Here is a 20,409-nt window from a genome sequence, read left to right as displayed (position 1 = left end):
TTTTACGGGAAAAATATGTCAATATTTTCCATCATGGATTTAAAGTTTAATGATAAAAAAAACCTTCAGAAATTCTGAAGGTTTTAATTTTATTTTGTTAAGGATTGTTTCTTCCAGTTAGACTTAAAGTTACAGGTGTCGTAACGTCCGTCAATTGAAATAAAGGTTGTCGGTAACTTTGAGTTGACAAACTTTTCAACCATTTCACTTTTCTTTTTATTCAGCGCCATTTGCTTAATTCTGCTGAAGTCTGTTTCCAGGGTAATCTGGTGAGAAGGAATCACATCTTCAACTTTGATGATCTTGATTTGTTTTCTCTTATTTTCTTCATCTTCAAAAGCAGTTGTGATATCGCCTTTATTTAATCCTGCCAATTCGTAGCTGATTGTTCCGGGGATACTTTCTCTTTCAATTTTATCAGAACCATCAGCTCCAGGAATGATCCCTGCATTGAATTTTGTTCTCTTATCATCTGAGAATTTAAATGCCGCATCTTTGAAGGTTATTTTCCCATCTGCAATGAGACCTCTGATACTGTCTAATTTTGCTTTTGCAGTTTTGATCTCATCATCAGTAGGTACTGCTTTTAACAAGATATGTCTCGCATCATATACTTTACCAGATCTTTTCACTAACTGAATAATATGGAATCCGAATTCAGATTCAATAGGATCTGAAATTTCATTTTCCTGAAGGTTCAGTGCAGCAGCTTCAAATGGCTTCACCATCTGCCCTTTATTGATATTCTTATATAATCCTCCGTTAGCAGCAGATCCTTCATCTTCAGAATAAATTCTTGCCTGGCTTTCAAAAGTCTCACCTCCGATAATGTCCTGCTTGATTTTTTTCAACCTGTTGATAAGATCTTGTTTGTGAGCTTCTGTCAGTGACGGATAGATCATAATCTGAGCTAAAGTAACTTCATCTTTTACCTGTGGCAGCTGTGTTTTATACATATTATAAAAATCAGTAACCTCATTAGGAGTTACGTCTGCTTTATCTGTAATTCTCTGGTACTTTGCCTGCCCGTAATACTGGTCTGTATCTATTTTTTCAATAGCATTTTTCAGTTCATAAGCGTTTCTGAACTTATAGGCTGCAAGCATTGTTTTTTCATCCGGAAATTGAGAAAGCATCTGACGGTATTTTGCATTAGCCTGTTCTTTTATTGCTGCAGAACGATTTTCAATTAAGGTATCTTTTTTTGCTTCGTATACAAGAAGCTTATTGCTGATAAGATTTTCCAGGAACTCACATTTGTCTGTGTTGGCAGCTCCCTGTTGTTTACCATAATTCATCTGCTCCAGGACATCAGATTCCAATACAATCTCATCCCCGATAACAGCGGCAATACCATCCACCAAATCTCCTTGTTTTAGCTGGGCATTCATCATATTTGAAGAGAATATCATGATGAAAATCCCAAGAAGAAAAGTGATTTTTAGTTTATTTGTCATTTTACTATTTTAACAAGTTGCAAATTTAGAATTCTTAACGAATTTCACTCAATTTTTTATTATAAATATTTCTTAAAAAGACTTATTTACTGCAGTTCAACATCAAATGTCGTTAATTCTTTGAATTGTCTCAATCTGCTGAACATATCTGCTTCGTTTACTTCTTCTATTCTTTCTGTTCCGAATTTCTCTACGGTGAATGAAGCCATAGCAGATCCTACGATAAGGGCAGATTTCATGGTTTCGAAATCTATTTTTTCTTTTTTAGCAAGATAAGCTGCAAAACCTCCTGCGAAAGTATCTCCGGCTCCTGTAGGATCGAAAACATCTTCTAACGGAAGTGCCGGGATAGCAAATACTTTATTGTCATGGAAAAGTAAAGCTCCGTGTTCTCCTTTTTTGATAATTACATATTCAGGACCCATTGTATGGATCTTTTTAGCTGCTTTTACTAAAGAATATTCTCCTGAAAGCTGTCTTGCTTCTTCATCATTGATGGTAATTACATCTGTTTTCGCAATCATATCCATTAAGATATCCCATGCAGAATCCATCCAGAAGTTCATGGTATCAAGGATAACCAGTTTCGGACGGTTGTTCATTTTTTCAAGTACAGATAGCTGAACTCCAGGGTGTAGGTTTCCGAGTAATAGGATTTCGGCATCCTGCATTGAATCCGGGATTTTCGGATCAAAATTCTCCAACACATTTACTTCTGTAGCCAGAGTATCTCTTGTATTCAGATCGTTGTGATATTTTCCGGACCAGAAGAATGTTTTTCCTTCTTTCACGATTTCAATTCCTTCGATGTTTACATCTCTGTCTGTGAACATATCAAGATGTTCCTGTGGAAAGTCTCCTCCTACTACAGAAACAATTCCGGATTTAACGCCTAAAATTGATGAAGTGATTCCGATATACGTGGCTGCACCTCCTAAAATTTTATCCGTTTTACCAAATGGTGTTTCAATTGCATCAAATGCAACACTTCCTACAACTAAAAGTTTCATATATTTTTCAATGTATATTAAAAGTAATTATTTTTTCCATTCAAAAGTGTCCAGCAGATGTTTCATATCATTTTTGATATAGTTTACTGCAGGAGCAAGAGAGTCCGGTTTCGGTCTCGTATTAAAGTATAAGTAAGCAGTCACGAAGTGTTTCGTACTGTCTGTAATGTAAAACTGAAGGTTGGAAGCACTCTGCCCTTTCAATTCATAGAAGTTCCCGTATACTTTCTTTTCAGGGTATTCAAAGGATTTTGTATCTATGGAACTGGCTTTAATGGTATGCTCGTATACCATTTTCTCAGCTTCTTTGATATGGTCAGCAAAGTCGTTTTGTATAGGGTAATAGGTCACGAAAATCTTGGCTTTCATTTTCGGATAGTTCAGATAGAACCAGCAAGGTTTTTTGGCAGGTGCAATCGACGCAAAGTCTGAATATTCAAAGGTGTAGGCACAATCGTTTTCAAACTTTTGGTATTTCGGTGCAGGATATTCAAGACGCAGTTCTCCATAAGGTTTTGGTGAAGGGTCTTTTCCACATGAAATCAAAAGCAGCGATACAAAAATAAAAATGACTTTTTTAATCATTTTGCAAAAGTACAAATTAGATTTCAGATTTCAGAAGACAAATTTCAGTCTTTCAGAGAGTTTTGAATGTAATTTTCCAGGGGCTTCGGAAATGATTTTTCATGAGAGCTTACAACATCTGTAATCAGGTATTGATTTTCAGCGATAAAATCATTCCAGTTTTTTTCTGAAGTGACGTCAACATTCAATATTTCAATGCTTAAATTCTTATGGGTCAGTTTATGGGTAACCGTCTTTGAACCTGTAATGAAGGTTTCCATATCAGTGGGAATAGCCGTAGGAAATTCGAATAATTTCTTCCAGATGAAGTCATCTGCTCTCTGGCGGATCAGAAATTGCCCGTTTCTGTGAACAAAATAATACGTCAAAGCAAGATCTTCTGCTTTTATTTTTTTCGTTTTCACAGGATAATCTGAAATTTTCTGCATAGAAAATGCCAGGCAGTCGGCATTTACAGGGCATTCTCCGCACAATGAATTTTTAGGCTTACAGATTTCCGAGCCGATATCCATCATGGCCTGATTAAAGTCTCCCACATTTTCCGGTATTACCAAGGCCGCCAGTTCAGAAAAGTAGGTAAATGCTCTTGAATTTGAAATATCAAAATCATCAGCAAAAAGGCGGCTCAAAACGCGGTAGAAATTTCCGTCAACAGCAGGCATTTTCCCTCCAAAACATATACTTGAGACTGCTGCAGCTGTATATTTCCCCACTCCTTTCAGTTTTAAAATTTCTTCGTATTGATCGGGAAAAACACCATGATAATCATTCATGATCTGTTGAGCAGCTTTATGAATATTGATCGCCCTGGAATAATAGCCTAGGCCTTTCCAATAAAGTAAAACTTCGTTTTCTTCAGCTTCTGCCAACGTTTTTACGTTGGGAAATCTTTTAATAAAATTATTGTAATGATTTAATCCCTGATTGATCCTTGTCTGCTGAAATACGATTTCACAGATCCAGATTTTGTACGGATCTTTTGTCTGTCTGAAAGGCAGATCTCTTGCATTATTTTTATACCATTCTAGGATTTTGCTGCCAATATGCAGAAAATCTGAGGCTGTTTTATTTTTTCCCAAAAACCAATCTTGTTTTAAATCATTGAAGAGATGATTTTCTCTTCATCCTGAACATTGTTTTCAATGTTGCAAAGATAGGTTTATTTTATTTTTTTACCTGTTTTGATTTTTAAAAGAGATTTTTTGTGAATCCGTTATTGTATAAATTTATTTTTTAATCTGATCTGTTCCTACTATTTGCGTATGAAAAATATAAATAATTAGAAAGTTTTTCATAAGGATGTATGTTTTTTATGAACTAGTTGATATTTATCAGCGATTTATTGATAATCTTCATCTTGGGGTGAAGTTGTATTCTCATTTTCTAGTTCACCGCTTTCAATATATTTTTTTAAATATTGATAACCAAAATAGTTGTGTTTTTTTAAAATATCTAGTACTTCAGGGTGATTCATTGTGCTTTTATTTTGAAGGTAGAACAATGTAGTAGCTTGCGAGTTCCAAGAATCCACACTTAAACCTTTATATTGATTGAATGCAGGGATTTCTATATTGGATATATTTGCTACAATTTCAGCCTTTTCATCAGGTGAAAATAGAGATTTTATACTGTCATTATAAAGTATACCAATCACATAATTTGACAAAGCGGAGACATATTTATCATTATTTTTAGTTGTGTTTTTTTCTATATACTTAAGTAAATTTTTTCTAATACTTAGTTTTCCTTCACAATTTTTTACAAATAAAATATTTCCTATTTTTTGAGAGGATTCTGGCGTTTCTTTGGAATATTTTTGAAATAGATCATTTAGAATTACTTCATTTATTTTATCCTCTTTATCAAAGCCAAAATTTACGAGTAATATTTTTAAAAAATCCTTGTCATTAGCTAATAACCAAGCCAAGTCTCCTTTACTGTTGTTAAATAAATATTTGTTTCTAGCAATAATAGTTTGATTTAAATTTACTTTCAAATTATTGTTTTTTAACTCCACAATATCATTTAAAAGAGGCAGATCTGTTAAAATTTTAAGATTGGGATAAACATATATATGATCATAAGTGTAATCAAATTCTGTTTGTTTAATATTTTGTTCCTGTGACGGATTGACAAAATAAGTAGTGAAATTTTGATGCTCCTGTACTGAGGTACATGAACAATCTTCCTGTGTTTCAAAAATATCTTTAATTTGCTTTGAAAAGGAGCTATTTTCAGAAACTTGATAACCATTTTCCTTCAATCCTTGTAAGGTTAACTCTCCACCTAATTCTAAATCTTTTTCTGTTAGCTTATACTGATTTGATGTATTTGTGTCATTTTCAGAAAGCTCAATTTTTTCTTGAAGCTTCATATGCTTTTTTATTAAATCTATATCATTATTTATATTTTCGACTGTTGTATTTTTCTCTTTATTTTGACAGCAAATAAGACTTGTTGCTGAAAAGAAAATGATTACAAATTTTTTCATGTTTTATTATTACTAAATTATCTATATCCAATATGAAAATGATCTTGATGAACACCGGTAGCTTTACCAGTTGTGTTCTTTATTCCCTTTTTATATGCATAGTTTTTTTATAAATTTCCATTTGACAGCTACATCTAGTATATTTTCTAAATCTTTTATAAATGCTTCTTCATTTTTATATGTTTTCATAGCATCATTCCAAAGTGTTTGTGCGCCATTTGTACTTCCTGGATATCTTATATCAACATCATTTCCTGCTATGTAGTGTCCCGCATGCCCAATATTTCTTCCATCGCTAGCCGAAATATCATTAAAATATAGTGCTTTTGAATACTTATTTAATGGTAAAGAGTAAAAGAAACCTAATAATGCAGCACAGACTTTTTCATTTACCCAGTTATCTCCACCTTTATCTCTTGTTCCAAACCTTCCCCAATTAGGTCCTGTTTCGGGAAAAGGTAAAAGATTGTGACTGTTTTTTTTGATATTAAAAGTTTTGATTTTCTGCCCTGATTGATAAATGTTATATTCATAATCTGTACTATCGGGTTTTGTGGTTATCTTTTTAACTTCAAAAGTATCTACATTAATATCATATTGATTTTTATCTCCTTTTTCTGTATCATTTTCTTTCTTGTCGTATATACATTCGTTTACTTTAAATAGAATAGATGTTATTTCATCGAATGATTTTTTCTTTCCCTTCCAATCTACATCTGTTCCAATTAATTTTGAAATTAAATTTACATTTTTTTCTCCATTAGCTTTTTTTTGAATAGTTCTTTCATCTGCAACCCAGTATCCCATACAAGCTAGCATTGCAACTTCTGCATTAGTGCCTACTTTATTAGCTCCTTCATCAGATATAATTTCAATATTAGCATATTTTTCAGTGTATTTACTAGCTGCTGTATAATTATTTCTACCTGTTAGTTGAATGAATCCCCTTCCTCGATATCTCCAACCATCTCCATCTTTTGTATTTCCTAATTTGGCTTTAACTGGACGGTTTTTATCATCATATACTAAATTTGCTATCATCTCCTGATTAGCTTTTTGTATCCCATTATCATTCACTTTATTTAAATCTTTTCGACCATATTTATTCGCATCTTCTTTATGAGTGTCAAAATATGAGAAAGGTCGACTTTTAAATTCCCCGTCAAGATAGTAACCTCCTATTTTTTTTATTGGATCTCCCTTAACCCAATTTTTGCCTTTATATCTGTCACCTTCAATTAATCTCTTAACAGAATAATTTAAGCCTTCATCTTTAATATGTAAAGATGTTCCAGCTTCTATTCTGGTTTGTGCAAAAAAATGCGCCTTATTCCAACATGTATTCATCTGAAATTTTGACATATATTTATTATATGCTTCCATGACTGATTTAAGTTTAGTTTCATCTTTACAGTCAGGGAATATTTTTTTCATTTGATCTAAAGTAATATCTTTATCACAATTAGGACATTTCCCATCTTTAGGTTTCTCCGCTTCCGGTTGCTTCTGCACCACCACCGCACTCCTCACCTTCTCCACTTCCAACAAACTATCCGAATTTACCCCAAATTTCTGAGATTCCGCAGAAAGATCTTTGGAGATAATTTCGATGAAATAGTTTTGTATATAGCAGTCCGGACCGCCGATAGGAGAGCCTGTTCCTTTTCCGAAAATGTCTTTGGTAATGACAAATCCTGAAGTGTCACATATATCTGCGGGTATTTTAATCATTCTGCTTCTGTAGACTTCATCATGGAATACCGAATCAGATTCCCAGATGACATATTGGATGTGTTTTCCCACCATATTTTTGGAGTGGATTCTTACCCTTACTTTATCTCCTACCGCTACTTTGGATAGCTCATTTCCTTTATTATCAATGAAAACAGCTTCTATAATATTGCCTTTAGGATCCGGTTGTTTGGGACTACCTCCTTGTCCGGCCGGGAATTTTGGGGTGTGTTTCTCAGGCTGCGGCTTAGGTTGGGGCTGATTTTGAGGCTGGCCTTTATAATCCGGGTTGGCCACATCTACATTCACCTGGCTGGCTCCCAGAATTTGCCCTGAATAAGTGGCTGTAACATAATATTCATGATTCGCGCCTTCATTTCTGTCACCCTTCATCAAAAACTGATTGGCCATCTGACTAAGGATTTTTTCATCAGACATCAGAGGAATGGAGACTTCCGCAATCCCTTTTTCATTGACCCGAGCCTTGTAGCTGCGGGTGTGACGGTTGTTTTTGTTAATATTGGCATCGTGACCTTTTCCAGGAGCATCATCTTCCCAAAGGTGAAACTCAATTTCCTTATTAAACATCGCAATACAATGGGCCTGCGCAATAAGAGTATCATGATAACTGGCTTTATTGAAATCCTTTACTCCTCTGTTGAAGAGTACTACTTTATCGATCTTTGGAACCTTGTTGCTGATAGGAATAATTATAAGGCTGCCAGCCAGTTCTCTGGTAGAAGGAAGGCCAGGTAAAAGACCTTTTTTAATTTCATACACCTTCATTTGAAATTCTATTCCCAACGCTATTTCTCCAAATTTGTACGTTACCTTTTCACCGGTTTTTGGTTTTCCGGTGATATCTTTCCAGCTTCCGTTTTTCTGTTTCTTAAAAAGATACCATTTATAGTCCCCATTCAGTACTAATGAAAGTCCTGAAGGTTTTATTTCGTAGGAACACGCTGTTCCAACCCGAGGATTCTGATCCCCGGCAATATTCCCTGTCATGGCTAATAGAATTTAACTAACTTCCAGCTGGAAGTTATTCGGACAGGTATTATTTTTCAGATTAAATTGTTGGAGAGGATGTAGGATTATATCCTCATACAGGGTTACATTCTTTTTCATTTTGTTTTTGTGTTTGTTCAAAAACAAAAATAAAAAAAATCATAACATAGTGATATAAAAAACTTGAATTTAAAGTTAATTTTTCTCAACAGAATATACAGGAGCCGCTTTTAACCACTGATATTTAAGATTTCTGTCTTTAGCTATAAAACGGTATCCTTCAAGCTTTTTCAGATAAACATACATAGAATCCGTGTTCTTTATCTTTAATTTATATTGAGATAAGAACAGCATTGGCATTTCTACAGCAGAATCTCTTACTGTTTTCAATACTTTTCCGGATTTTACTTTATAAAGATAGAACGATTTTCCGCGGCCTTTTGAACTGTCTGATAGTTTTACCTCTGAACTTGCAATAACGAGTTCACTTCCATCAAAACATTCATCCCTATTCATGATGTATGCTTTTCCTTCCTGGCGTTCCTGTGCGAAAAGATCATTTTCGTAGGTGCCTGGACTTTGGTATTTTTTTTCGCAGCTTATCAAAAGAACCATTAATAACATTGGTAAACCAATGATAAGTTTCTTATTCATATTCAATTTCATAGGTGTTGGTTGAAAAAAAACCGATGTAAAATTGCATCGGTTTTTGTTATGTAAAGTATGTTTATATTACTCCTGAGTATATTCTGCATCCCATTCGTTACCATCATCTCCTTTGTGTCCGTCCAATTTAATAACAAAACTTTTTGTAGGGAAATAAGGCGTCATACGGATATCCAGCCATACTCTGTCTTTGTTTACTCTATCCTGCTCGAAACGAACAATTTTGAATTTTTCAATCAATTTGTCCGGTCCTTTGATATTATCAAGGAAAGTTACGATCTGTCTTCTCAAATCGTCCTCGTTTTTAGCATTCCAGTTTTCGAAAGCTCTTCTGTTCAGGAAGTCCAGAAGTACTTTGGTTACGTAATCGAATACACGAACTACGGAATACGTCTGAAGACCGATATTGTCTCCTGTAAATAATGTCTTTGCAGAGAAAGCCATAATTTTTCCGTATTCGTTAACCATTGGTACAAGACCCATTTTTTCCAACTGAGAAATTTCACTTTTCTTCAGTTCGAATTTTACGGCGTCTACTTCGTTGATATTACCATGTTTTTTACCTGCTGCTACCTGAGACATCAGTGTTTTGTGGATTTTTCCGGCTAATGAAGTGGAAGGCGGAAGTTCTACGTTTTCTTCTTCACCTACTTCTTCAGCTTTACCACGTCCTACCAGCCAGTTACACGTCATAATAACGTTACTTCTGTGAAGTTCTCCTCCGGTAAGATTCGCAGAGTGGAATAAATCTACTACGTCATCCGGCTTATCAAGGTTGGCGAAGTCTGTAACCATCATTACTTTGTTTTCGTTACAGATTTTTGCCCACTTCTCGATGACCTTATTTGATCCTAAATATCCAGGTATTGCAAGGATTGAGTAGTTATCTCTAAGGTCAAGACGGTCGTAATAGTTTTTGAATTCTTCTGAGATTGCATCAATGAACAGAGGATTATCCAGATCGGAAACCTGCTCAAGGCTTGCATTGACGATACTTACGTTATCCACTTTATCCAATTCTGTATTTTTATAGAATTGCGCTACTGTTCTGTAGTTGGTCTCCAGCATACGAACAGCATCCAGTGTATTTTTTAAGTTTTTCTTTAAGTTCTGATCGGCCTGTTGTGCCTTACTTTTGCACGTATCAGCCATTTTATCAGCAGATTCGCTGCCTTCTAAAAGGTTTACCCAAAGATTGATCTTCTGAAGAAGTTCTTTTCTTTCGTCTGCTTTATTGCTGTCGTTCAGGAAGATTTCTTTTCTTGCCTTTCTTGTTGGGTTCATATTGGCAATACCGTCTACAACGGATTCAACAAAGCCAAATCCTCCCATTTTATTGAGCTCCGCAAGCGGGTTGCCCTTCGGCTGTCCTGCATGTTGCTGCTGCCCCTGCTGCTGGCTTTCTTGTGCCTGTAATTTGCTATCCATGATTTAATGTAAGTCTTTAATTATTTTTCAAGTTCTTGTGCCACTTCTTTCAATACTTCTATGAACGCCGCTCTTGTCTGATCGTTCTCCAGCATATTGCGTAGAATTTTGTTTGTTTTCAGCTGACGTACTATTTTGTTGTACTGCTCCTGTTCCATGCTCAATTGCTGCAGATAATCTGACTTCTGAGTAAGGCTTTTAGGGGTAAAGTCTCCAAGGTTTTGAAAACGGAATTCCTCTTCTACCATTCCTCCGTCTTCTGTTTCGTGTTGTACCGATACTGAAGGCTGAAAATGTTTGAAAACGTCTTCCACTGTTTTTAATCCTGTTACGATTTCAGGGGTATAAGACTCGTCTGTTGTAAGTTGGCTTACTATCAGTGATTTATTTTCCTGTATTTCCTGAATAGCTTCATTAGCGTCTACTTTTACCTCGTTTCCGCCAACACCATAATTAAACATTGCCATATTATTGTTATTTTGAGATTTACTATTTTGGTTTGGATCTGTCTTTGAGTAATTTACCGATGAATCAAATAAATTACCAATCCAATGTTTAAATTTAAAAAAAAACTGTAACATACAAAATTTTACTAAGATTTTTCTTGAATCATCTAAATCTGTTTACATTTATTCAACATAAAATCACCATATTACGATATCACTAAGCTATGAAAAAATAAATAAAGTCTTCCAAGAAAAATAAAATAAAATTTTTGTCCGCTTTACTCATTTATAAACATGTCTGATGAATGTTAAAATAAGAAATCCTAAGACTTTACCAAAAAATATTTTTATATTTAAACAAAGTGAACCGTTTCATGAAAGATGTAAAAATAGCGTTCAGAAAACCGATATTTCCAGTTTCAGAAGCATTACAACAATATTTGGAAAAATATAACAGAACTACCAAGATTAAGTTTCTGTATGAAGACCTTTTAAGGTTCAGTGACAGTGTGAGAATTCTGGATAAAGATGGCAAAGATACTTTGTGGCTTGGGGTACTGTATTCTGAATATGAGTTTAAAGAAATAGAGGCCAATTTAAATAAAATTTATACACTCCTTCATTCTGATGGAGATACTGCTACTTTACCTTATCTGAAAGTTGACACGATCGACTTTTGTACTTTCGGAAATTCCAAACCTTTCCGGATTCGGGTAAGAAATGTACTGAACGATAATTATACTTATTTTTATATTAAACAGGCCGATGCTTCCCGAATATTCGGATTGGAACTTGAAGACCTGCTTTCTCCCAACCGGATTAACTTTCTGGTTTATAAAAACACTTTAATTGAAGAGCATATTTTGGGAATTCCCGGAGATGTTTTTATTCAGAAACATTTATCCGGCTGCTCAGAACTTGAAAAAGCACAGATTTCCAAGGAATTTGTGAAATTCAATGAGCGCTGTCTTATTGGGCTTCTTGGCGACATGCGTTCTTATAATTATGTAGTGATTCCCATCCATGATTTCGACCAGGTTATTTACAGAATCCGTCCTATCGATTTTGACCAGCAAACGTATGAGGGAAACCTGAAAGTCTATCTTCCCCAGTATTTTAAAGAAAATAATCAAATGGTAAAAATGGTATTGGAAAAACTGAAACCAAGTTCTATAGAGCAATACCGCAAGGAAGTACGTTCACAAATCGTGAAAAGAGTAACGAGCAGTCAAAACAGATTTGATGAACTGATTTCTATTATGAAAAAAGACAGTATTGCACCGGAAGCTAATGTCATAGAACTAAGGACCGCTTTACAAAAACTCACCTACGATGTCAATTTTAAGTACTGTAAAACCATGGGGGATATTATAGAAACCGGAATAAAGTTTGTTCTTAGGAATTATAAGAAAGAATATTAAAAAGAGAATCCGTCTCATATTGAGGCGGATTCTTTCTTTTCTAACAATTTATGGTAAAATTACCAGATTTTTATTCTGTCCTGAGGAGCTTTATACATTTTGTCTCCCGGTTTGATGTCAAATGCTTTAATGAATGAGTCTTGATTGACCAACGGACCAAATGCTCTGAACATTCCCGGAGAGTGTGGGTCTGTTTTCACCTGGTTGATCATATACTGGTCGGTAGCTTTAGTTCTCCAAACAGTAGCCCAGCTCATGAAGAATCTCTGATCCTGAGTGAAACCACTGATCTTACCTGGGTTCCCTTTATCTTTTAAATACATCTGAAGCGCATCGTAAGCCACTGCTACTCCACCTAAGTCACCGATATTTTCACCACTTGTAAATTTACCGTTCACGAAGCTTCCTTTTACTGGTTCGTAGGCACTGTACTGAGCGGCTAACTGACCTACTTTTGCATCAAAGTTTTTACGGTCTGCATCCGTCCACCAGTTATTCAGGTTACCATCTCCATCGAAACGTGACCCGCTGTCATCAAATCCGTGAGAAATTTCGTGACCGATAACGGCTCCGATTCCCCCGAAGTTCACGGCTGCATCAGCTTTAGGATTATAGAAAGGCGGTTGAAGAATAGCTGCAGGGAATACAATTTCGTTGTTTGATCCGCTGTAGTAAGCATTTACAGTTTGTGGAGACATTCCCCATTCTGTTTTATCAACAGGTTTTCCTACTTTATCTAAACTTCTCTGGTATTGCCATGCAGCAACATTCTGAAGGTTTGAATAAAGTGTAGCCCCTTCTTTTGGAGATTCTACTTTTAACTGAGTATAGTCTTTCCATTTATCCGGATAGGCAATTTTCACGGTAAACTTGGATAATTTCTCCTGAGCTTTTACTTTGGTTTCAGGAGACATCCAGTCGATATTGGCAATATGTGTTTTGAATGATTTTAGAAGATAGTCAATATAGGTTTCCATCTGCTTTTTAGCTTCAGGAGTGAAATATTTGTCTACATACAATTTTCCGAAAGCTTCTCCAAGAACACCATTCACAAGGGTAAGCCCTCTTTTGTTCATCGGACGCTGCTCTTTCTGTCCCTGCAAGTATTTCGCATAGAAATCGAATCTGATCTGTTCCAGGCTGTCATCAAGATTGCTTGCATTTCCGTTGATGATATGGTATTTCAGATAGTCTTTCAGTAAAGGAAGGTTTTTCTGAGTAATGAACTGATCCATATTCTGGTAATATTTCAGTTCTCCAATGATCACTCTGTCTGTATTTACACCTGCATCTTTAAGGTATTTTGCAAGGTCAACATTTTTTACAAGACCTGATAATTCAGATACATTTTTAGGATTGTATCTTAAATTAGCATCTCTGTTTTGTTCGAGTGTCAGTAAGTAATTGGCAAGCTGTTTTTCAAAATCTACTACATTCTGTGCAGCCTGAGTGGTATTTTTATATCCTAAAACGCCAAATAATTTTCCAACATAAGCCTGATATTCGGCCAGTGTTTTAGTATTGGCATCGTTTACTTTCTGATAATAATCTCTTCCAAGGCCAAGATCCGGACCACCAAGATATACCGCATTCATATTGGAATTCTTCATATCAGCACCCACTCTCCAACCGTAGAAAGAGTTGTCACCTAATCTTGTAGCTTCCAACAGGTATTTCTGAAGATCACCCAGACTTTTAATAGCATCTACTTTGGCAAGATCAGCTTTGATAGGTGCCAGACCTTCTGCATTTCTCTTATTGGTATCCATAAAAGAGGCATACAGATTCTGGATTTTCTGTCCTTCCGATCCGGTAGGATATGATTCTGTAAGAATTTTGTTTAAGATATCTAATGAAGCATCATCTACATTTTCTCTCAACGCATTGAAAGAACCCCAGTTGGCTTTATCGGAAGGAATCTGAGTTGTTTTCACCCAGTTTCCATTCACATAGCTAAAAAAGTCATCTTGTGGACGGACACTGGTATCCATATACGATAAATTGATTCCCTCTTCTTTTGCTTCTTCTTTTACCGGTTCAGCCACCTTTGCTGTAGCTTCAGTTTTATTCTCCGTCCCTGCAGTCTTAGCGGCACCACACGAATTAAGAAATACAATACCCGAAAGGGCAAGTATTCCAATATTTAGCTTTTTCATTAAAGATAATTTTTGATTTTACACAAACTTATCAAATATACAAACTTTAATGATATGTAATGAATGATAATTGATAATTCAGGTTTAAGGTTAGTGGATATGCAGACCACCCCGTCAAAAATTCTTTGAATTTTTGCCACCCCTCCGAAGGAGGGGAATGATGAGAGCCGTTATTATTAAAAGAGTACACCTTTACTTCCGTCTCACAAGCCCTATTACTTATTACTTATTACTTATTACTTATTACTTATTACTTATTTTCCTTACTGCTACCTATCACCTGCCACCTACTTACTACCTAACATCTGCCACTTGCTACCTAAAAAAACAAAACCGCCCATTGCTGAGCGGTTGTTATTGTTACCAGATTTTGATTCTGTCTTCCGGAGCTTTGTATAATTTGTCTCCTTTTTTCACATCGAATGCTTTGTAGAAAGCGTCAACGTTGATAAGCGGACCGAAGCTTCTGAAATATCCCGGAGAGTGTGGATCAGTTTTCACCTGATTTACCATATATTTCTCACTTGATAATGTTCTCCAAACGGTTGCCCAGCTTAGGAAGAATCTCTGATCCTGAGTGAATCCGCTGATTTTTCCTGGGTTTCCTTTGTCTTTCAGATACATTTGAAGAGCGTCATAAGCGATGTTTACTCCTCCTAAGTCAGCGATATTCTCACCGTTTGTGAAAGTACCGTTTACAAAAGTTCCTTTTACAGGCTCATATTTGTCATACTGAGAAGCAAGAGCTTTTGTTGCTTTTTCGAAGTTCGCTTTATCTTCCGGAGTCCACCAGTCTACCAGGTTACCATCTGCATCGAACTGAGCTCCTGAATCATCAAATCCATGGCTCATTTCGTGTCCGATAACGGCACCGATACCTCCGAAGTTTACGGCAGCATCAGCTTTAGGGTTAAAGAATGGCGGCTGAAGGATAGCAGCAGGGAATACAATCTCGTTGTTTACCGGATTGTAATATGCATTTACAGTTTGTGGAGTCATTCCCCATTCTGTTTTATCTACCGGCTTACCAATTTTAGCTAAGTCTTTATTGTATTGCCATTCACCAATGTTCTGAAGGTTTTGATATAAGTTTCCTCCTTTAGCTTCAGAAACGATATTTAATTTTGAATAGTCTTTCCATTTATCAGGATAAGCCACTTTTACCGTGAACTTGTTCAGCTTCTGCATTGCTTTTTCCTTAGTCGTTGAAGACATCCAGGCTAAGTTATTGATATGGACGGCAAAGCTTTTCTTTAAATAGTCAATCAATTCCACCATCTGAGCTTTTGCTTCAGCAGGGAAATATTTCTCAACATATAATTTTCCGAAAGCTTCTCCCAAAGAACCGTTGATCAGCTCAAAACCTCTTTTGTTAAGAGCTCTTTGTTCCTGCTGTCCTCTAAGGTATTTACCATAGAAAGCAAACTTCATGTTTCCTAAGTTTTCACTTAAATAAGAAGCGCTTCCGTGGATCATGTGGAATTTCAGATAATCCTTGATTACGGGAAGATTCTGAGCATTTACCAGTTTATCAAAATTCTTGTAGAATCCTAATTCACTGATAATTACTTTATCAGAATTTACGCCTACTTTTTTAAGGTAACCTGGAAGGTCAACATTTTTTACCAAAGCAGAAAGTTCAGCCATCGTCTTAGGATTGTACTGAAGTGTGTTATCACGGCTCTGCTCGTTGGTCAGATAAGTCTGTGCAATGCTTTTTTCGTAATTAACGATACCTTTTGCTGCTTCGTCAGCATTTTTGTATCCTAATTCTTTTAGCATGGAAGCTACATATTTCTGATATTCAGCAATAGCTTCTGTATTTTTCTCGTTTACTTTCTGATAGTAATCTCTTCCTAAACCTAGAGAAGCATTACCTAAGTAAACCGCATTCATTTTAGAATCTTTAAGGTCTGCATCCACTCCCCATCCGTAGAAAACGTTTTCGCCTTCTTTGGTTACAGAAGCAAGGTAGTTCTGAAGATTAGCCATGTTTTTAATAGCATCAATCTTGTTCAGATTTTCCTGGATTGGTTTGATTCCGTCTGCATTTCTCTTCTGCATGTTCATGTAAGTAGCATACAGATCCTGAATTTTCTTCCCTTCACTTCCGTCAGCAAATTTATCTTTCAGAAGAGAGTTCAGGATAGTCATGGAATTGTTATCCGTATCCTCAGCCAGTTTATTGAAACTACCCCAAGTTGGTTTGTCAGATGGAATTTTGGCAGTTTTCATCCAGGTTCCACTTACATAGTTGTAAAAATCATCCTGAGGACGTACTGAAGTGTCCATCAAGCTAAGGTCTAAGCCTTTGTCTGTGTTAGTTACTGCTACTTTAGCAGCTTTAGCTTGTGCGCTCATAGTAGTTTGAGTGCAGATCCCTGCTATTAAAAACAAAGAAAGCGTTATTTTTTTCATTATGATAACAATTTATAGAATATGTATGATTTATTTTGAATTTGTTACTTTTTATGAAAACAAATTTAAATAAATAACATTACAGCATTATAAAAATCTATAAAAAATAGAAGCTGCGAGCAGGAAGCTGGAAGTTATGAAAATCGTACAATAACTTCCAGCCTCATTCTTCCGGCTTCCCGGCTTCTTAAGAAGCTGCTATCTCTTTCACATTCCCCGTTCTTTTCAGAAATCCCCAGGATTGCATTTCGCCTTTCAGTGCTTTTCTTAAACTTTTAAACAATACAATATACATCAGCCATCTATACCCGAATCTCTGCGGAATAATATACAGCAGATTGATCAGTTTTTCCCGCTGCATGATGAATGCTACTAAAGCTAATGAGGCATCCACCAAAAGGAAGATCAGATAATAGGTAAATATTTTATCTCCGTTTCCGGACAGGATTCCAAAGAACATAATCACGTCTGCCAATGGTGAGAAAAATGGGATGATGTATTGGAATAATAAAATATTCGGCATTGCCCAGAGTCCCAATCCTTTATATTTGGGATTAAGGAAAGTCTGTCTCTGTTTCCAGAACATCTGCATAATTCCGTAGGTCCATCGAAAACGTTGTTTTAAAAACTGTTTCACCGTTTCCGGTGCTTCTGTGACTGCAACGGCCCTGTTTTCATTAGCAACCGTATATCCGGCTTTTAATATTTTTACTGTGATATCACAATCTTCTGCTAAAGTATCGGATGAATAACCACCTGCTTCAATAATCACAGCTCTTTTAAATGCACCGATAGCACCCGGAATTACGGTAATAGCATTGATGTGAGCATAGGCCAGTCTGTCAAAATTCTGACTGGTTGTATATTCTATAGCCTGCCATCTGGTCAGCCAGTTGACTCTGTTTCCTACTTTCACGTTTCCTGCTACCGCTGCAATTTTTTCTGCAGGGTCTGAATTTAAGAATCTTGCGATCATATATTTCACTGCATCCTGCTGTAGTTTGGTATCTGCATCAATACATACTACATACTCAGCATCCGTCTGTGATATTCCGAAGTTCAGGGCAGTGGCTTTTCCGCCATTTGTTTTGGCGAAGATTTTCAGTTTCGGATGATCAGGAAATGCTTCTGATACCTTTTCATAGGTAGAATCCCTGCTTCCGTCATCTACCATAATAATGTTAAAATTCGGGTAGGTCTGTTTCAACAAATTCTGCAGGGAGGAGACAATATTCACTTCTTCATTATAGGCAGGAACAATGATTGAAACCTTCGGATAAGATTCCATAACAGGAAATTCATCCAGTTTTTTTTCTTTTTTTCTTTCTTTAAAAGCCCAGTATGCCATCAGCATTAGTCGGATCATTCCTAACACAATGAAAATGGTAAACAATGCCACCAGAAAATGGCTTATTCCATAGATGACAGTTGCCAATAGAAGGTTCAGCTGCATAATGTAATACGACTTTGTTTTAGGAACTTCAGGCATCAGTTCGCTTCTGCTTTTGTGCAGAATATTCGTCAGATTAGTAAAATGATAACCTTGTTTCTGAAGAGTGGGAATCAGAATTTTTAAAGCTTTTACAGTTTCTTCTCTGGTGTCTCCGCCTGCATCATGAAGGAGAATGATATTTCCTCTCTCTTCTTTAAGCCCAGCCATGACACGTTTTACAATTTCATCTGCTTTTATTCCCGGCTGCCAGTCTTCGGGATCTATATTTTCCCCGATGTCAAGGTAATTTTGCTGTCTTGCCAAAGCTACCGGAATGATCTCTTCTGAAGTGGTAGGCTCAGAATCGGCATTATAAGGTGCTCTGAACAGAATCGTACTATGTCCCGTCACACATTCTATGAGCAAACGGGTAAGCTTCATTTCAAGTAAAGCCCTTTCCGGACTTACTTTAGCTACATTTTCATGGGTGAAAGTGTGGTTTCCGATCTCATGTCCTTCACGATAAATCCGTTTAACAAGCGGAAGGTTCTTTTCAGCATTTAATCCTACCAAAAAGAAGGCTGCCGGAACGTGATATTTGGACAGAATATCCAATACCTGCGGAGTATATGTTTCGTCCGGGCCGTCATCAAAAGTAAGAACGAGCTCTTTCTGAGGAGCACTTCCATATTTTTTCACTTCATACGAACTTGGATAAGTGATATAATTCTCATCTGTGATAATTTTCTCCTTCGGATCAATTTCCAGGGCAATTTTTCCGTCATGAGGGGTGTTCAGAACATCCAGTACTTCTCCATCTCCGATATAATCCACCATGGTCTGCCCTTTTACATTTTCAAGCGATTTCAAATTCACTTTAGAAAGGCCGGCAAATGTAAGATCTTTGTCATAGAAATTCCAGACCCTGCTGTCTTCACTTCCCAGTCTCCAGAGTGCAGTTCCTGCCAAAGGATATTCTGACGAGAAACGCATTGTGTTAAAAATGGAGGCCGCATCATTGAAAAATACGGTATGGGTTAAATTCTTAGAATCTGTATAAGAATAATTCAGATTAAAGGTATTATCATTAAAATCAATAACGGCTTTACTGGCACTGGCTTTGGTAATCGCCTGCATGTAAGTGACGGAGGTATTATCATCCTTATTGGAGCTCCAGTCGTAACCGTAAGCTCCCAATCCCAAAATAATTTTTTGTGGAGAGGTTTGTTTCACAATTTTGCCAGTCTGCTCTTCAATCCATTTTTGAGAAGAAACAGGTCCTGCATCACTTCCTACAGAATATTCATCATAAGCCATCAGTACAAAGTAATCTACATAAGGATTCAGTCTTGGAATATTGTAATCATCATTATCCGTCATAATATCCATCGTTACCAGCAACTGATTCTTTTTGAAGGTTTCTGAAAGCTCTTTCATAAAAGCAATCAGATTGTCATCAGAATTCAGGTTCATATCCTCAAAGTCAATATTAATTCCTTTGAAGTGATATTTTTGACATTGCTGGGTAATTTTCTGAATCAGACGGGTTCTTTTCTGCGGATCATTAAGAACTTTTACCAATCCTTCTGAACGGAATTCTCTGTCGGAATTGTTACTCAGCATGGGCATTGCAGCCACACCTGTTCTTTTGATCACTTTATAACCTTCCGGATCCACATTGGTTTTAAGGTCACCTGTTTTGGGATCAAGGAAAAACCATTCAGGGAAAACAAGATTGACGTGTCTGATATTTCTTTTCAGAGACATCAGCGACTGAGGATCCCAGGCTACATAAAATGCAGAACGGATGCCTCCGGGAAACTGATCCCAGTTTCGGTTCTGATTTTTGTATCGTTCTGCTCTTGCCTTCTGAATTTTGTCAAGGTTGGTATGAATTGTTTTTTCAGAAATAAAGCTCCTGAAACCTTTATATTCTTTGGAAATTTTATTCTCCTGAAGATAAGGTCTGTTGGCTGTAATGACAGCTTTATAATCTTCTTTAAAAGGAATTTTAGGACTTCTGTCCAGGGTCATCATCAGACCTAAAGCAAGCAGAAGCAGTATTCCTATAAAGATAAAAACACGGCTTCCCCATTGTACACTTTTCCAGCGCTTTTTGCTGCTGGTCTGAAAAATCTGTTTGGAATTTTCCACGATTTT

Annotated in this window: 13 protein-coding genes; 1 reads left to right on the top strand and 12 read right to left on the bottom strand. The window is 36.3% G+C overall.

What is annotated here, in order from left to right:
• Positions 1–89 precede the first annotated feature (89 nt).
• The 9 genes from FB551_RS00720 to FB551_RS00680 form a co-directional block, all read right to left on the bottom strand.
• Complete coding sequence (locus tag FB551_RS00720; RefSeq protein WP_047432930.1) at positions 90–1,457, bottom strand: peptidylprolyl isomerase; 1,368 nt, start codon at positions 1,455–1,457, stop codon at positions 90–92.
• Positions 1,458–1,543: 86 nt separating this feature from the next.
• A complete protein-coding gene (locus FB551_RS00715; protein ID WP_047432933.1) occupies positions 1,544–2,467 on the bottom strand; it encodes a PfkB family carbohydrate kinase in 924 nt (307 codons plus the stop codon).
• Between the two features lie 27 nt (positions 2,468–2,494).
• Positions 2,495–3,052 carry a gliding motility lipoprotein GldD gene (gene gldD / locus FB551_RS00710; RefSeq protein ID WP_002981020.1) on the bottom strand — a complete coding sequence of 186 codons (558 nt, stop codon included), beginning with the start codon at positions 3,050–3,052 and terminating at the stop codon, positions 2,495–2,497.
• Positions 3,053–3,096: 44 nt separating this feature from the next.
• Positions 3,097–4,131, bottom strand: a complete 1,035-nt coding sequence (mutY, locus tag FB551_RS00705; RefSeq protein ID WP_142014028.1) for an A/G-specific adenine glycosylase — start codon at positions 4,129–4,131, stop codon at positions 3,097–3,099.
• A 260-nt stretch (positions 4,132–4,391) separates the two neighbouring features.
• Complete coding sequence (locus FB551_RS00700) at positions 4,392–5,543, bottom strand: hypothetical protein (protein ID WP_142014026.1); 1,152 nt, start codon at positions 5,541–5,543, stop codon at positions 4,392–4,394.
• A 90-nt stretch (positions 5,544–5,633) separates the two neighbouring features.
• The gene (locus FB551_RS00695; protein WP_142014023.1) at positions 5,634–8,282 is read right to left on the bottom strand and encodes a glycoside hydrolase family 19 protein; all 2,649 of its coding nucleotides are present in this window, start codon (positions 8,280–8,282) and stop codon (positions 5,634–5,636) included.
• Positions 8,283–8,477: 195 nt separating this feature from the next.
• Positions 8,478–8,936, bottom strand: a complete 459-nt coding sequence (locus FB551_RS00690; protein ID WP_226798589.1) for a hypothetical protein — start codon at positions 8,934–8,936, stop codon at positions 8,478–8,480.
• Positions 8,937–9,014: 78 nt separating this feature from the next.
• A complete protein-coding gene (locus FB551_RS00685; protein ID WP_047432939.1) occupies positions 9,015–10,376 on the bottom strand; it encodes a DUF5458 family protein in 1,362 nt (453 codons plus the stop codon).
• 20 nt (positions 10,377–10,396) lie between these two features.
• Positions 10,397–10,843 (bottom strand): type VI secretion system contractile sheath small subunit, encoded by a 447-nt coding sequence (locus FB551_RS00680; protein ID WP_034692320.1) that lies wholly within the window; start codon positions 10,841–10,843, stop codon positions 10,397–10,399.
• Positions 10,844–11,196: 353 nt separating this feature from the next.
• Between FB551_RS00680 and FB551_RS00675 the strand changes: the two genes are divergently transcribed.
• Entirely contained in the window at positions 11,197–12,243 is a 1,047-nt protein-coding gene (locus tag FB551_RS00675; RefSeq protein ID WP_047432941.1) for a hypothetical protein, read from the top strand.
• A 59-nt stretch (positions 12,244–12,302) separates the two neighbouring features.
• On the opposite strand, the gene FB551_RS00670 is transcribed toward FB551_RS00675, so the two are convergent.
• The 3 genes from FB551_RS00670 to FB551_RS00655 form a co-directional block, all read right to left on the bottom strand.
• Positions 12,303–14,399: a M13 family metallopeptidase gene (locus tag FB551_RS00670; RefSeq protein ID WP_142014017.1), complete on the bottom strand. Its 2,097-nt coding sequence runs from the start codon at positions 14,397–14,399 to the stop codon at positions 12,303–12,305.
• A gap of 360 nt (positions 14,400–14,759) precedes the next feature.
• Complete coding sequence (locus tag FB551_RS00660) at positions 14,760–16,817, bottom strand: M13 family metallopeptidase (protein WP_142014011.1); 2,058 nt, start codon at positions 16,815–16,817, stop codon at positions 14,760–14,762.
• 187 nt (positions 16,818–17,004) lie between these two features.
• Positions 17,005–20,403, bottom strand: a complete 3,399-nt coding sequence (locus FB551_RS00655) for a polysaccharide deacetylase family protein (protein WP_142014008.1) — start codon at positions 20,401–20,403, stop codon at positions 17,005–17,007.
• Positions 20,404–20,409: the final 6 nt, after the last annotated feature.

It is taken from the genome of Chryseobacterium aquifrigidense (assembly GCF_006716485.1).
GTDB classification, from domain to species: Bacteria; Bacteroidota; Bacteroidia; order Flavobacteriales; family Weeksellaceae; genus Chryseobacterium; species Chryseobacterium vietnamense.
Note: the sequence above shows the minus strand (reverse complement) of the source record. Positions and strands in the feature narration are given on the sequence as shown.